The following is a 13,670-nucleotide window of genomic DNA, read 5'->3' as shown; positions in this document are numbered from 1 at the left end:
AATCACCGCAGCTTGCGGACGCGCTCGGCCGGGCTGATCACGTCGGTCAGCCGGATACCGAACTTCTCGTTGATGACCACGACTTCGCCGTGGGCGACCAGCGTACCGTTGACGAAGACGTCCAGCGGCTCACCGGCGGCGCGGTCGAGCTCGACGACGGAGCCCTGGTTGAGCTGGAGCAGGTTGCGGATGCTGATCCTGGTCCGGCCCACTTCCATGGCCATGGTGACCGGCACATCGAGAATGACGTCGAGGTTGACCTCGCTGCCGAGCCCCATGGTCCGGGCCAGGGCGGCATCGGTGCCTTCGATATTGTCGAGCGTGGATTCGTTCATGTCCGTTCCAGAGTGTCGTTACCGGGTTACGGGAGCTATGAAGCAATCCGCGTGCCACGCTGTCGAAACGCTGGAGACTGTAAATTTACCGTGTTTTTTCAGTGCTTTGAACGACGCTTTCCGGTCACGTCTCGCGCCCGGAAAGTGACGCTCGGCGGAAACCTGACGCTCGACGGCAGTTAGTCACCGAGCCGGTCCATTGACGGCACTTCACGCCAGTACGGGCATCGGCTCCGTCGTGGTCACCGGCATCGCCCTGCCCTCGCCGCGCTTGCGCATCAGAGAATCGAACTGCACCGCCTTGTTGCCTCCGGAGTTGGCCATGCGGCCCCGGAAAATAGGAACGTCTTCGGCAAAGACCGTTGCCGTCTCCGGCAGGCTGATCGGGATGATGTCGCCCTTGCGCAGGTGCAGGAAGTCGCCGATGGTCAGGCGCGCTTCGGCCAGCATCGAGGTGATCTCCACTTCCGCATCGAGAATTTCCTCGTGCAGGTTCTGGATCCAGCGCTCATCGCGCTCGGCCCGGTCGCTCTGCACGCCGGCATCGAGCAGTTCACGGATCGGCTCGACCATCGAATACGGCAGCGTGAGATGGACTTCACCGCCGCCGCCGTCGAGCTCGATATGGAAGCGCGACACCACCACCGTCTCGGTCGGGCTGACGATGTTGGCGAACTGCGGGTTGATCTCGGAATTGAGGAACTCGAACTGCATCTTGAGGACCGGCGCCCATGCTTCCGCCATGGCCGAAAAGGCCTCCGCCAGCACGATCTGGATCACGCGGTTCTCGGTCGGCGTGAAATCGCGGCCCTCGATACGCGCGTGGTACCGGCCGTCACCACCGAAGAAGTTGTCGATCACCGTGAACACCAGGCGCGGCTCGAACACCATCAGCGCGGTACCGCGCAGCGGCTTGATGCGAATGAGGTTGAGATTGCTCGGCACCGCCAGCGAGTGAACGTACTCGTTGAACTTGGTCATCTTCACGCCAAGCACCGACACTTCGCAGGACTTGCGCAGGACGTTGAACAGGTTGGCGCGGAAATACCGGGCGAAACGGTCGTTGACCATCTCCAGCGTGGGCAAACGCCCGCGCACGATACGGTCCTGCTGGGTGAAATCGTAGTCGTGAACACCGCCCGGTGGCGGCAGCTCGACCTCGGTTTCGACGGCACCGCCTTCCACACCCGCGAGCAGGGCGTCGATTTCTTCCTGGGTGAGAATGTCGCTCATGGCTGCGGGTGTCCCGTCACTGCATGATGAAGCTGGTGAAATAGACCGCGTCCACCCCGGGGCGACCGATCTTTTCCTTCAGCACGCGCTGAATCTCGGCGAGCGCGGCGGCCTGCAGCTTCTGCTTGCCCTTGACGTCGGACAGGGACTTCACGTCCTGCGCGGAGAACAGCATCAGCAAGGCATTGCGGATCTCGGGATCGGCTTCCTTCGCCGCGGCGATCGCCTCCGGGTCGTGAGACATGACGTTCACACCGACCTGCAGGAAACGCAGCGCCGCCTCGTCCTGGAAATTGACCACGAAGGCCGGATCCAGCTGCAGATAAACCGCCGGTTTGGCCTTGGCCGCCGCGGCGGCATCGGCCGCACTCGTCTTGCCGTGGCCGCCCTTCATCAGAAACCAGCCGCCCGCACCGCCCGCCGCCAGCACGATGACCGCGCCGATGATCAGCAACTTGCCCTTGCCCTTCTTCTTTACGGGAGCGCCTTCGGGCGCGTCCATCTGTGCTGCGGCCATGCGTGAAAAACCTCTGTGATGCGAATGCGATGTCGTCGTTGCCCGATGGGCTCACGGGCATTGTTGCAAGCGACGTGCCATCTGCGTCCATGTAGCGTGATGCGCATCCCGCTTCGCGTCGCGCCGTCGTTGTCGCCCCGAATACGCGCCGTCGCCGCGACGACGAATTGACGCGCGCCAATTCGTCGTCACCCAATCGATCGTCAGGCCACTTCGTCGACCAGACCGCGGGATACGCGCGAGGTCGCCAGTGTGACCGTCGCGCCCTGTGCATCGTCCGCGCCACCCTGCCCCGCGCCGCCGTTGCCGGTATGCCCGTCATCCTGCCCGGTCTGGCGCTGACCCACGTCGGTCTGGCCGAGCGACAGGCCGTGATGCGCCAGCATCGTGTCGAGCTGCGAGAGCGTCTGCTGGACGGCATGCACCGCTGCCGGGTGCTGCGCCATGATCGCGACATTGACCTTGCCGCCGTCGACATTCACGCGGACGTCCATGCTGCCCAGCTCTTCGGGGTGCAACTTGATCCGCGCTTCCTTGACGTCACCACCGCCCATCCAGGCGATCTGCTCGCCCAGTTCCTGGGCGAACTGCGGCGAGGTGGCGGTCTGTGTGGCCTGTACCTGCAAGGCCGCGCCGTCCACCGGTGCCAGACCGGGCGTATGGGTCAGCGGCATCGGGCTGGTCGTCGGATCGGAAGGCGACGCCGCGTCCTCCTTTCCCGTGCCCACGGTCACCGTGCGCGCGGCCAGAAGCGCAGCCAGCGGGGATCCGGCGGCCGTCGACGCGGTCGCATCGGCAAGGGCACCGGCGCCCTCGGTCGACGCCAGCATCGCACCCTTGCCGTCGCCACCGGTCACGGCGGCAGCGGCAGCGTTCGGCAGACCCATGGCCAACGCGCCAGCGCTGAGATCGCCCGTCTTCCCGGCGACGCCCTTCAGGGCACCCAGCGTCTTCGACGCCAGTTCGGTCACCTTGGGCGGTACGCCGATCAGGGCGAGCATCGTGCTGGCAATGGACGTGTCGTCGTTGTCGGACGTGTCGTCCTTCTTCGCGTCATCCTGATTGGCGCTCTTATCCGCTTTCGTACTCGCGACCTTGCCGTCATCGGCTTTGGCAGACGTCGTGCTCTTGTCGTCGCGCTCATCGGCACTGTCGTCCTTCGCCTTACGCGTGTCGGACGGTGCGTCGCCGCGGCTGCTGGCATGGGCGTCAGCCGCATGCGGCCTGACCGTGCCGCCGGCGCCGGTGTGCGCCTGGGCGTGCGCGCTGTCGAGCACCGCATCGAAGCGCTTCGACGGGGTCGTGCCGTCGTTCGCCCTGGCCGTCGCGTTCGACGCGGACGTGGGTGCCTGGCTGACCGGGCGGGCGAGGTTGAGGGCGACAGTGGCGTTATTCATGCGGTGCTTCCGGTGAGATCATGCCGAGCCCCTCGGGTTACGGCGGTACTGCGAGCGCTCGTCGGCCTGTTCCTGCTCCCGACGATCCTGTGACTTACGTTCCTGGTCGCGATACCTGGTGGTCACCGACTCGAGCGCCTTGGCACGGCCGCGGGCCTCCGCCCACGACTGGCGCGCTCGTTCGAGCCCCTGCTCACGACGCTGGACTTCGCTCATCTGCTGCACGATGGCCATGTCGATCTTCTGCAGGAACTGCTGCCGGTTGAGCAACGCGCTGACGCCGATGCCATCGGGCATCGCCGCGTACTCGTTGCGATAGCGACGTAGCTCGGCCAGCTGCTGTTCGCTCTCGGCAAGCGTCCGCTGGTGCGTGGCGAGCGCACGCGTCGCGTCCTCCGCCTTCTCGGCGGCGATATCGACAACGGGTTGCAGGCGGTCGGCACGCGAGGCCATCAGTTAGTCCTCGCGACATCGACGAGGCCGGCTTCCGCATCGGCCAGATCCACCGGCACATCGGTTTCCTGCTGCAGGAAGGCCGAAAGACGCGGATACAAGGCAATCGCCTCGTCCGTACGCGGATCGCTGCCCTTCTGGTACGCCCCCACCGCGATGAGGTCGCGCTGCTGGCGATACGCCGAATACACCTGGCGGAAGCGCTGGGCGGAACGCATGTGATCCTTGCTGACGACCGCCGGCATGACGCGGCTGATCGACGCTTCGATGTCGATCGCCGGGTAATGACCGGCTTCCGCCATGTCGCGCGACAAGACGATATGACCGTCGAGAATGGCGCGCGCGGAGTCGGCGATCGGATCGTGGCGGTAATCGTCGCCTTCGGTGAGCACGGTGTAGAACGCCGTGATCGAGCCGCGACCTTCCGCGTCGTTGCCCGCGCGCTCCACCAGCGCCGGCAACATCGCGAATACGGACGGCGGATAACCTTTGGTGGCCGGCGGTTCGCCGATCGCGAGCGCGATCTCGCGCTGCGCCTGGGCATAACGGGTGAGCGAATCCATCAGCAGCAGGACGCGCTTGCCCTGGTCGCGAAAATGCTCGGCCACGGCGGTCGCGACCTGAGCGCCGCGCAGGCGACTGAGCGGCGGCGCGTCCGCAGGGGCGGCGACGACCACCGCGCGACGGCGACCTTCCTCGCCCAGCGTATGGTCGACAAATTCCTTTACTTCGCGGCCTCGTTCGCCGATCAGGCCGACCACGACGACGTCGGCGTCGGTGAAACGGGTCATCATGCCCATCAGCGTCGACTTGCCGACGCCGGAACCGGCGAACAGGCCGATACGCTGGCCCCGGCCGACGGTCAACAACGCGTTGATTGCGCGCACACCGACATCGAGCGGCGTATCGATCGGCTGGCGCAGCATGGGGTTGATCGGGTCGCGGCGCAGCGGTACCCGGTCGCGCGCCAGCAATGGACCCTGGCCGTCGAGCGGGACGCCGTCGGGGCCGATGACACGACCGAGCAGCGAGTCACCGACGGGAATGCCCGACACGGCGGCCACCGGCGTGACGCGCGCATTGGGCAGCACACCGTGCATTTCACCGGTGGGCATCAGCAGAAGCCGGCCATCGGAAAAGCCGACCACTTCCGTTTCGAGCTGTTTGCCGTTCGCCGAGGTCACCATGCAGCGGGCACCGACCGGCGCTTCGCAGCCGACGGCCTCGAGCGTAAGCCCGACGACGCGGCGAAGCTTGCCTTCGGCCTGCATCGGGCTGACGCCCTCGGCGCTTGCGCGCTGCGCCGCCAGCGATTGACGCCAGTGCGCGACGCGTCCGGCGGTGTGCGATTCGGCGTTCATGCCGGTTCGTCCAGCGCATCGGCTTCCGCCTCTTCGACACGGCCTTCCAGCACGCTGTCGATCACCGCGGCCAGGCGCGTCCGGAGGCGCGCGTCCAGGCGCGAGTGCTCGCTCTCCAGGCGCACGTCACCGCGCTCGAGCGCGGCGTCGTCGACGATCGAACCCTCGTGATCGACCGACGACCGGTGCTCACGCACGATCGCGGCATCCGCCGGGTTGAGGTGAATCTTCAGCTGCCGGCTGCCAGCCGGCAGCACGTCGACGGCCTGACGAACCACGTCGACGATCTTTTCGGGGCGCGTCGCGATCTCATATCCCAGCACGCGCTCGGCGATGACGGTGGCGAGCACGGCGAGATCACCGGCGACGTCGGCGTCGAGATCCGCGAACGGGCGCTCCACGGCGGCGAACAAGGCGTCGAGACGCGCGACCTGTGCATCCAGTTCGCGCTTCGCCATCGCACGACCTTCGCTCAGGCCGGCATGGAAACCCTCTTCGCGAGCCTGGCGCTCGATCGCTTCGATCTCGGCCACGGTCGGCCGGTGCGGACCATCGTCCTCCTGCTCGACGACCTCGCGCGGATCGGGACCACCCACGACGGGCAGCTCCCAGCGTTCGAACTGGTCGACGCGCTCGCGGGCGAGGATCGAGGTAAGGCTCATCAGACGAACTCTTCCCCGCCACCGGCGAGATTGATCTGGCCCGCGTCAGCCAGGCGGCGCGCGGTAGCCAGCACTTCCTTCTGTGCCGCATCCACCTCGGAGAGACGGACCGGACCCTTGACCTCGAGGTCGTCGCGCAGCATGTCGGCCGCACGCTTGGACATGTTGGCGAAGATCTTCTCGCGAATGGCCACCTCGGCACCCTTGAGGGCCGTGATGAGGCGCGCCGAAGGTACTTCGCGCAGCAGCGTCTGCATGCTGCGATCGTCGAGGTCGGCGAGGTCGTCGAAGACGAACATCAGTTCTTCGATGCGCTCACCCAGGCCCGAATCGATGCCGCGGATCGACGCCATGAGTTCGGCCTCACGCGAGGTTTCCATCGCGTTGAGGATATCCGCGGCCGCCTTGAGGCCACCGACGGTCGCCGACTTCAGCTTGTTGGAGTTGCCGGAGAACTGGCGTTCCATGATTTCGTCGAGTTCGTTGAGCGCGTGCGGCTGCACACCGTCCAGTGTGGCGATACGCATCACCACGTCGCTGCGCGTACGGCCTGGCAGGTAGCCGATGACTTCGGCGGCCTGATCGGACTCGAGATGCGCCATCACCAGCGCGATGATCTGCGGATGTTCCTGCCCGATCATCTCGGCGATGGCACGGCTTTCCATCCACTTCAGCGATTCGAGACCCTTGCTGCTGCGACCGAGCAGGATGCGGTCGATGAGACCGCCGGCCTTGTTCTCACCCAGTGCGTTGACGAGGATGCGGCGGATGTATTCCTCGGTGCCCACGCCGATCGACGTATGCTGACCGACGTCTTCCTGAAGCTTGGTGAGCACCAGCTCGACCTGCTCCTTGCTGACGTTCTTCAGCGCGGCCATCGCCGAGCCCACGGCCTGCACGTCGCGTGCGCCGAGGTGTTTGAGGATGGACGCGGCGTCTTCTTCACCCAGGGTGAGAAGCAGGATCGCCGCTTTTTGTGCGCCCGTCAGGGCCTCTTTCGACTCAGCTGCCATCGTCGGATACCCAGCTCTTCACGACCTGCGCGATCTGCTTCGGATTTTCGGCGGCCATACGCTTGGCGAGACCCACCTTCTGTTCGTAAGCCAGCAGCGCGGGCGAGCCCAGCTGCGGCGAGGACGTGCTGACACGATCCGGCGACATGTCGTCGTCGTCCACCATGACCGACACCGAAGGCATCGGACCGGCGAGCGCGACGTTGTTCATGGCGATCGGCGCGGGCTTGAGCAGCCCCTTGAGAATCGGGCGCAGGACGAAGAAGCCGACGATCAGCGCGATCATCACGCCCAGCCCCTGCTTGATCAGGTCGAGCATGCCGGGACGCTCGTAGAACGGCATGCCCTGCGGCTCTTCCTCGGCGACGGCGGCACGGAACGGCTCATTGATGACGCTGACGCTGTCGCCCCGGTCCGCGCTGAAGCCCACCGCGTTCTTGGTCAGTTCGGTCAGGCGGGTCAGCTCTTCCGGCGTGAACGACACGCTCTTCATCTTGCCGTCTTTGTCCGGCACCTGCTTGTTGTCCACGACCACGGCCACCGACAGACGCGCCACCTTGCCGGCGGGGTCCGTGACATGGCTGACGGTGCGATCGAGTTCGTAATTGCGCGTCGCGTTCTGCGACTGCTGCGTCGGCGTGGCGGCGGTCTGCGTGCTGGCGTTCTGGCCGGCGGCGGGCTTGCTGTTGCCTGCGGCCGGGTTGGCCGCCGTCGGGTTACCACCGGTGTTCGGCGGCTGGTTGCTCAGCGCACCGGGCACGCCGGCGTTGCCGTTCGGCTCGGTACGCGTGTCGCTGCTGGTCTGTTCGCTGCGCAGCGCCGGGTTCTCGTGGTTGAACACCTCGCTGGCCTTCTCCGTCTGCGAGAAGTCCAGGTCGGCGAAGACCTGGGCACGCACCTTACCCGCGCCGACGAGCGGCGTGAGCAGGTCTTCGACGCGCTGCGTGTAGGTGGCTTCGATGCGATTGGACAGGCGAAGGCGGCTGTCGCCGATCGCGGAGGCGCTGTCCGGGTCGCTGACGGTGAGCAGGTTGCCGGTCTGATCGATCACCGACACCTGGCGCGTATCGAGGTCCGGCACGCTGGCAGCCACGAGATGAACGATGGCGGCCACCTGGCCCTGATCCAGCTGGCGACCGGGATAGAGCGACACGACCACCGACGCCGAAGCCGGCTTGTTGTCGCGCACGAAGGCGGAGGGCTTCGGCAGCGCGAGGTGCACGCGCGCGCCACGTACCGACTGCAGACCCGCGATGGTGTTGGAGAGGTCCGTTTCGAGCAGCGACTGGTAGCGCGAGCGCTCAGCCATATCGCTCATGCCGAACGGCGAATCGGCCTGCGGCAGCGCGGCGGCGGCACTGCCCTGCGGAAGACCCTGGCCCGCCAGCTTGAGGCGCACGCCGGCGACGTCGGCGGCCGGGACGAAGATGGAACTGCCGTCCGTGCTGAGCGTGTAAGGGGTATTGCCGGCCTGCAGCGCCTGCGTGACCGCGGCGGCGTCCTTCTGCTCGAGGCCGCCGTAAAGCAGACCGTAGTTCGGTGCGCGCGACCACATGACCGCGGCGATACCGATCGCCACCGCACCCGCGATACCGGCAAGCATGAAGAGCTGACGGGCGGCCGGCGTCTGCGACAGGGACTTCAAAGAGTCCATGCGCGAGGCCGTGTTGCTGTCCGTGGTGGCGACGCCGTTATCTGCCATGGGGAAACTCGAATCCTGTGAGGTTGCTCATGCCGGATCGGATCAACGCGATCAGATCGACATGTTCATGATTTCTTTGTACGCATCGACCATCTTGTTGCGCACTTCGGTCATGGCACGGAAGGAGAGATCCGCCTTCTGGCCCTGAATCATCACTTGCGCCAGATCGATACCCGGGTCCCCGCGCTCGAATGCCGACGCCATCTGCGATGCCTTGGCCTGCGACTGCGCGACACCGTCGATCGACTGTTTGAGTACGTCACCGAAGGAACCTTTCGCCGCCTGCCCCGTTTCGCCGACACCCCGGATCGCGGGCATCTCGGTCTGCGCGCTGATGCGGCGCATCTGGAGCAGCAGGCTGTTCACATCGATCGTGGTCATGACGGTTTTCCAACGCGTTATCGGCTTACCGACACCCGATGCACGAGGTGTGCCAAACCGACGCGACTCAACCGGCCTGGACGGTTTCCGACAGGCCGTACTTGCGCAGCTTCTCGACCAGCGTGGTGCGCTGGACGCGCAGCAGCTTGGCCGCATGGGCGACGACACCGTTGGCCGAGTTCAGCGCCTGACGGATCAGGCCGATCTCGATACCCGCCAGGTGGTCCTTCAGGTCGAGGCCACCGAGCGGCAGCACCGCCGGATCGCTGTCGTTGGAGAAACCGAAGGTCTCGACCACCGGCTCCGGCTCGGCTTCCATCATCGCGATGAGTGCCGCACCCGATACTTCCTCGATCCGCAGTGCGCCCCGGTACTTTTCCGGCAGGTCGGCCGCGCGGACCTCGCCCTGCGGCATGAGGATGGCCATGCGCTCGACCAGGTTGGACAGCTCACGCACGTTGCCCGGCCACGGGTGACGGCACAAGGCGGTCATGGCGCTCGGCGCGAAGCGCACCGAGGTCAGACCACGCTGCAGCAGGCGCTGGTTGAACTCGGCGATCAGGGCCGGCAGGTCTTCGAGGCGCTGGCGCAGGGCCGGCATTTCCAGCGGGAACACGCTCAGGCGATAGAACAGGTCTTCCCGGAAACCGCCGCGCTCGATGGCACCTTCGAGGTCGCGATGGGTCGCGGCGATGATGCGCACGTCGCAGCGCTGCGGGCGGTTACCGCCGACGCGCTCGAAAACGCGCTCCTGCAGGACGCGCAACAGCTTCACCTGCATCGGCAGGCTCATGTCGCCGATTTCATCGAGGAACAGCGTGCCGCCCTCGGCCATTTCGAAACGACCCTTGCGGGTGCTGATCGCGCCGGTGAACGCGCCCTTCTCGTGACCGAACAGTTCGCTCTCGAGCAGTTCCGCCGGAATGGCGCCGCAGTTGATCGCGACGAACGGTTTGTCGCGACGCGGCGAGCAGTCGTGAATGGTGCGGGCGACCAGCTCCTTACCGCTGCCGGACTCACCCAGCACGAGGACGCTCGAATCGAACGGCGCCACCTGGCGGATCAGCGCGTTGACGCGCTGCATGGGACCGGACTGGCCGACGAAGCGCAGGTGGTTCTGGACCGGCTGCATGCGCGACTGCAGGGTGCGCAGGGCCTCGGACAGACGCTCGTAGCGGAGCGGCATGTCGATCAGCTCGACGTTGAGGCTCTGCGCGTCGTCGCCGGCGATCAGCGCGCTGGCGACCGGGGAATCGGCCGAGACCAGGAGCGGCAGGTTGCGGCCGTGGCGACCCAGGGCAGCCAGATAGCCTTCGAGTTCGGCTTCGTCTTCCACCGTACCGACATAAGCGGCGCGCCAGCCTTCGGCGGCGTCCGCAGCCTGCATGCGATGAGCGAGCACGGGACGGTAACCCAGGAAAGCCAGCGCGGAAGCGACGGTTTCAGCGCGCGATGCGTCGGATTCGACGACGAGAAAGTTGGAAGACTTCATCCTGAGATACCTCACGTTGCGTGTGATCGAAGGCCCGTGAGCGGGTTCGCGATGGAATCCCGTCGCCTTCGTTGCAAGGTATCAATCAAGGAGCGTGCCAACGCCGGAATTCTGGCGCCACAAGGCCGACATTCACGTAAGTACGGGGCTTGCGGAGGTGTGAGGAAAACCTTTTCGGCAAGTGATGACGGCGTGAGGGCGCCCCTTGGTGTCAGCCCTGACAACACGCGTCACGAATGTGACGCAGGACGCCACGCGACGTTCCTACGTCACGTGACGTAAAAGGTCACTTCACTCGCCCGAGCCGTCCTGAGGCCGTGCGTGGGCTCGTGCTTCGGCGACCTGGCGGCGGTGCTGGCGGAACACCAGTCGCTCGATACCGTCGCGGACGGACTCCGTCAGGCCCTCGAAGGCGATGAAGCCCTTGCCGTCCGTGGGACCGGCGAGGCGAACGCCCGGCAGCTCCAGCGGGAGGGCCCGGCACACGTCGAAATGCAGCTTCAGCATCACCGGGGTGCCCACGGCGGGCAGGCCGTCCCATGGCAAGGCGGCGCCGGCGGCGTTCACACGGACCGGAATGCGGGGTGGCAGGACGGACTGAGGCAGAAGGAGCCGGTTGACGATCTCCATCAGGACGTTGAGCTTGGCGTCCAGACGGGCCACTTCCTGGGTCAGGGGGCTGTCGTCCTCGCCAGTGTCGCTGCGCCGGTCCATGAGGGCGGACACGGCGACCAGGACGTTGGTGTTGCGGTCGTTGATCAAGGCCAGGGCGGCCGGATCGGGACGCTCGGTGATCTCACAGGTGGCGTGAAACCGGGAATCCCAGGCTACGCGATCGGAGAATGCCTTCCACGCTTCGTCAGTCATCCGTCCGTCCCCGCCAAAGGATGTGTCGATCAGAACGAATTATACGCGGCGACGGCGCGGCGAACCCGACGGGACGTGTCCCACTGCGCCGCGGTCTCGTCGCGAGCCGCCGAGACGAGGTCCTTGATCAGGCCATCCAGCAACATGATGGACTTCAGCGACTCGAGCGTTTCCGGGGCCGGACGCATGCTGCCCTGCCGCAGGACAGGCTCGCGCTGGGCTTCGAGTTCGGTGAGCTCATCCCAGCGACCTTCGCTGGCGGCCGCATGCATGGACTCGGTCAGGTCGAGCACGCGCGGGAGGTCGCACCAGAGGGTGTCGTTCATGCGCCTGCTCCGGCGACCTGACGGGCCTCGACCGGGATGGCCACCCAGCTGTCGCGGATCTGCCCGAGCAGGCGCGCGACTTCTTCGAGGGCTTCGGCGTCGTTATGCAGATTGGCGTGTACGAGACGGCGGCTCATATAGTCGTACAGGGCGTCCAGCTGGGAAACCAGCGGCGTGGCCACGTCGTGGTTGAGGCCCGACTGGAGACCGCCGACGATTTCGATCGTCTTCGAGATGGCCTCGCCCTTGCCCGCGACGTTGCCCGTGGCCATGCACGCCAGCGCCAGGCGAATGCGTTCCAGACCGCCATCCATGAGCATGGTGATGAGACCGTGCGAGTCGGCCTGCTCGAGGCCGCCACCGGTGCGGACCTGCTGGTAGGCGCCAGCGCCGCGGGAGTATCCAAGTGCCATGTCGGTTTCCTGTCCTGCGATCAGGACGATTTGGTCAGCGCGTCGAACTGCTGCGTGAGGTAGCTGCTGGTGCTGCTGAGTTTGGTCATCATGGTGTCGAGCGCCGTGTACTGCGTGGTCAGGCGCTTCGTGTAGTCGGTCATGGTCGAGTCCCAGGCGGTCTGCTGATCGGCCAGGTCCTTGAGCTTGGCATTCAGATTGGTGGTGCGCTGGGTCAGGATGCCGCTGGACGAGGTCCAGCCGGTGACCAGCTTGTCGAGTTTCGGCGCGATACCGTTGGTGCCGCTCAGCAGGTCCTTCACGCCACTCGGGTTCGAGCTCAGCGCGGAGGTCAGCTTCGTGGTGTCGAACTTCAGCGTGCCGTCGACCTGGAAAGACACACCCAGGTCGCTGAGCGAGCGCGGGCTGGCGGTGGCGCCGGTCAGTTGCGAACCCAGCAGCTGGGAGACCTGACTCTTGATCGAATTGACCGTGGCATCGCCGATCAGGGCGCCGACCTGCTGGTTGGTCGCGTCGTACTTGGTCAGCGTGCTGTAGGTCGAAACGAAGGAGTTATAGGCGGTGACCAGCGACTGCATCGCCGTGCTGACCGAGCTGGTGTCGTTGCTGATGGTGATGCTGCTCGAGCCGGTCTTGGCAAGCGACAGTGTCACGCCGTCGATCGCCGTCGAGGTCGTATTGGTGGGGCTGCTGGCCGCCGTGCCGTCGACCGTGAACAAGGCGTCCTGCGCCTTGATGGTCGGGGTATCCGTCGCGGGATCGAAATCCAGCTGCGCCAGGCCGCCGTCGCCGCCACTGGAGGTGACCGTGAACGCGTTGGCCGCACCGGTGGTCTGCGAGGTCAGCACCAGATGTGCGCCGTCGGTACCGGTGACGATGCTGGCGGTGACGCCGGGATTGGACTTGGAGTTGTTGATCGCGTCGCGCACGTCCTGCAGCGTGTTCGCCGGCGAGGCGATATCGACGCTCATGGACTTGTCACCCACCGCGATGCTCAGGGTGCCCGTGCCGACCTCGGTCGTCCTGGCGCTGGCGAACGCGCCCGACGTGGTCTTCTGCGAGGTAGCGAGCTGGGTAACGGCGATGTTGTAGACGTTGGCCTTGGCCGTGGAATCCGTCGTCGCCGAGAGGACGGTGGAGTCGCCGATCGAGGTCTTCAGCGTGGAGAACGCGGTGCCGTCGGTCAGGGACTTGATGGCGGCCTGCAAGCTCGTCAGGGACGAGGTGAAATTGCCGATCGCCGAAATCTGGGTGCTGGTGCTGGTCTGAGCCGTCGAGATCTGACTGTCCTTCGCCGCACGCTTGTTGTTCACAAGGTTCGTAACGATGGATGCGACGTCGATGGAGCTGGATCCGAGCGTAACGGTGCTGCTACTGGTGGCCATGAGACTCTCCGTGAAGACGCCTCACTGCCCGGGGCGCCAATTTGTCGACGGCTGGCCCCCAGTGGGAGCCAGCCGTGGACAACTAAGCAATTACCCTGCCAACCCGGGGATGCCCCGGGTTGGCGGTGTCACC

15 protein-coding genes are annotated in these 13,670 nt (G+C 65.8%); all 15 read right to left on the bottom strand.

Features of this window, described 5'->3' with window-relative positions; genetic code table 11:
* Window positions 1–2 precede the first annotated feature (2 nt).
* The 15 genes from fliN to fliD all read right to left on the bottom strand — a co-directional run bounded on the left by fliN (window position 3) and on the right by fliD (window position 13,537).
* Complete coding sequence (fliN, locus tag BLT40_RS00385; protein WP_051943380.1) at window positions 3–335, bottom strand: flagellar motor switch protein FliN; 333 nt, start codon at window positions 333–335, stop codon at window positions 3–5.
* Between the two features lie 210 nt (window positions 336–545).
* A complete protein-coding gene (gene fliM, locus BLT40_RS00380) occupies window positions 546–1,568 on the bottom strand; it encodes a flagellar motor switch protein FliM (RefSeq protein WP_051943379.1) in 1,023 nt (340 codons plus the stop codon).
* A 16-nt stretch (window positions 1,569–1,584) separates the two neighbouring features.
* Complete coding sequence (locus BLT40_RS00375; protein ID WP_079522540.1) at window positions 1,585–2,085, bottom strand: flagellar basal body-associated FliL family protein; 501 nt, start codon at window positions 2,083–2,085, stop codon at window positions 1,585–1,587.
* 203 nt (window positions 2,086–2,288) lie between these two features.
* Entirely contained in the window at window positions 2,289–3,482 is a 1,194-nt protein-coding gene (locus tag BLT40_RS00370; protein WP_090350680.1) for a flagellar hook-length control protein FliK, read from the bottom strand.
* Between the two features lie 18 nt (window positions 3,483–3,500).
* Window positions 3,501–3,935 (bottom strand): flagellar export protein FliJ, encoded by a 435-nt coding sequence (gene fliJ, locus BLT40_RS00365; RefSeq protein WP_036111212.1) that lies wholly within the window; start codon window positions 3,933–3,935, stop codon window positions 3,501–3,503.
* Window positions 3,935–5,296: a flagellar protein export ATPase FliI gene (fliI, locus tag BLT40_RS00360; RefSeq protein WP_090350677.1), complete on the bottom strand. Its 1,362-nt coding sequence runs from the start codon at window positions 5,294–5,296 to the stop codon at window positions 3,935–3,937. Before fliI ends, fliJ begins: the two co-directional genes overlap by 1 nt.
* Entirely contained in the window at window positions 5,293–5,958 is a 666-nt protein-coding gene (locus BLT40_RS00355; protein WP_052191361.1) for a FliH/SctL family protein, read from the bottom strand. The genes fliI and BLT40_RS00355 overlap by 4 nt, the downstream gene beginning before the upstream one ends.
* Complete coding sequence (fliG, locus tag BLT40_RS00350; RefSeq protein WP_239709175.1) at window positions 5,958–6,947, bottom strand: flagellar motor switch protein FliG; 990 nt, start codon at window positions 6,945–6,947, stop codon at window positions 5,958–5,960. Before fliG ends, BLT40_RS00355 begins: the two co-directional genes overlap by 1 nt.
* Before the next feature lie 13 nt (window positions 6,948–6,960).
* Window positions 6,961–8,673, bottom strand: a complete 1,713-nt coding sequence (fliF, locus tag BLT40_RS00345; protein ID WP_090350674.1) for a flagellar basal-body MS-ring/collar protein FliF — start codon at window positions 8,671–8,673, stop codon at window positions 6,961–6,963.
* Window positions 8,674–8,724: 51 nt separating this feature from the next.
* Entirely contained in the window at window positions 8,725–9,054 is a 330-nt protein-coding gene (gene fliE, locus BLT40_RS00340) for a flagellar hook-basal body complex protein FliE (protein ID WP_036111201.1), read from the bottom strand.
* A gap of 67 nt (window positions 9,055–9,121) precedes the next feature.
* The gene (locus BLT40_RS00335) at window positions 9,122–10,546 is read right to left on the bottom strand and encodes a sigma-54 dependent transcriptional regulator (RefSeq protein ID WP_090350671.1); all 1,425 of its coding nucleotides are present in this window, start codon (window positions 10,544–10,546) and stop codon (window positions 9,122–9,124) included.
* A 291-nt stretch (window positions 10,547–10,837) separates the two neighbouring features.
* Window positions 10,838–11,413: a PilZ domain-containing protein gene (locus tag BLT40_RS00330; RefSeq protein WP_090350667.1), complete on the bottom strand. Its 576-nt coding sequence runs from the start codon at window positions 11,411–11,413 to the stop codon at window positions 10,838–10,840.
* A 29-nt stretch (window positions 11,414–11,442) separates the two neighbouring features.
* On the bottom strand, window positions 11,443–11,739 hold the full coding sequence (locus BLT40_RS00325) for a flagellar protein FliT (protein WP_051943373.1): 297 nt from the start codon (window positions 11,737–11,739) through the stop codon (window positions 11,443–11,445).
* Complete coding sequence (gene fliS / locus BLT40_RS00320) at window positions 11,736–12,152, bottom strand: flagellar export chaperone FliS (RefSeq protein ID WP_090350664.1); 417 nt, start codon at window positions 12,150–12,152, stop codon at window positions 11,736–11,738. The genes BLT40_RS00325 and fliS overlap by 4 nt, the downstream gene beginning before the upstream one ends.
* Before the next feature lie 20 nt (window positions 12,153–12,172).
* A complete protein-coding gene (gene fliD / locus BLT40_RS00315; RefSeq protein WP_090350660.1) occupies window positions 12,173–13,537 on the bottom strand; it encodes a flagellar filament capping protein FliD in 1,365 nt (454 codons plus the stop codon).
* Window positions 13,538–13,670 lie beyond the last annotated feature (133 nt).

It is taken from the genome of Dyella sp. 333MFSha, assembly GCF_900102405.1.
Taxonomy (GTDB): Bacteria; Pseudomonadota; Gammaproteobacteria; order Xanthomonadales; family Rhodanobacteraceae; genus Luteibacter; species Luteibacter mycovicinus.
The sequence above is the reverse complement of the archived record's forward strand: the minus strand, read 5'-3'. Positions and strand labels throughout refer to the sequence as shown.

Coding starts and splice junctions, on each gene's coding strand:
- fliN (WP_051943380.1), bottom strand. CDS start 335: ATGAACGAATCCACGCTCGACAATATCGAAGGCACCGATGCCGCCCTG.
- fliM (WP_051943379.1), bottom strand. CDS start 1,568: ATGAGCGACATTCTCACCCAGGAAGAAATCGACGCCCTGCTCGCGGGT.
- BLT40_RS00375 (WP_079522540.1), bottom strand. CDS start 2,085: ATGGCCGCAGCACAGATGGACGCGCCCGAAGGCGCTCCCGTAAAGAAG.
- BLT40_RS00370 (WP_090350680.1), bottom strand. CDS start 3,482: ATGAATAACGCCACTGTCGCCCTCAACCTCGCCCGCCCGGTCAGCCAG.
- fliJ (WP_036111212.1), bottom strand. CDS start 3,935: ATGGCCTCGCGTGCCGACCGCCTGCAACCCGTTGTCGATATCGCCGCC.
- fliI (WP_090350677.1), bottom strand. CDS start 5,296: ATGAACGCCGAATCGCACACCGCCGGACGCGTCGCGCACTGGCGTCAA.
- BLT40_RS00355 (WP_052191361.1), bottom strand. CDS start 5,958: ATGAGCCTTACCTCGATCCTCGCCCGCGAGCGCGTCGACCAGTTCGAA.
- fliF (WP_090350674.1), bottom strand. CDS start 8,673: ATGGCAGATAACGGCGTCGCCACCACGGACAGCAACACGGCCTCGCGC.
- fliE (WP_036111201.1), bottom strand. CDS start 9,054: ATGACCACGATCGATGTGAACAGCCTGCTGCTCCAGATGCGCCGCATC.
- BLT40_RS00335 (WP_090350671.1), bottom strand. CDS start 10,546: ATGAAGTCTTCCAACTTTCTCGTCGTCGAATCCGACGCATCGCGCGCT.
- BLT40_RS00330 (WP_090350667.1), bottom strand. CDS start 11,413: ATGACTGACGAAGCGTGGAAGGCATTCTCCGATCGCGTAGCCTGGGAT.
- BLT40_RS00325 (WP_051943373.1), bottom strand. CDS start 11,739: ATGAACGACACCCTCTGGTGCGACCTCCCGCGCGTGCTCGACCTGACC.
- fliS (WP_090350664.1), bottom strand. CDS start 12,152: ATGGCACTTGGATACTCCCGCGGCGCTGGCGCCTACCAGCAGGTCCGC.
- fliD (WP_090350660.1), bottom strand. CDS start 13,537: ATGGCCACCAGTAGCAGCACCGTTACGCTCGGATCCAGCTCCATCGAC.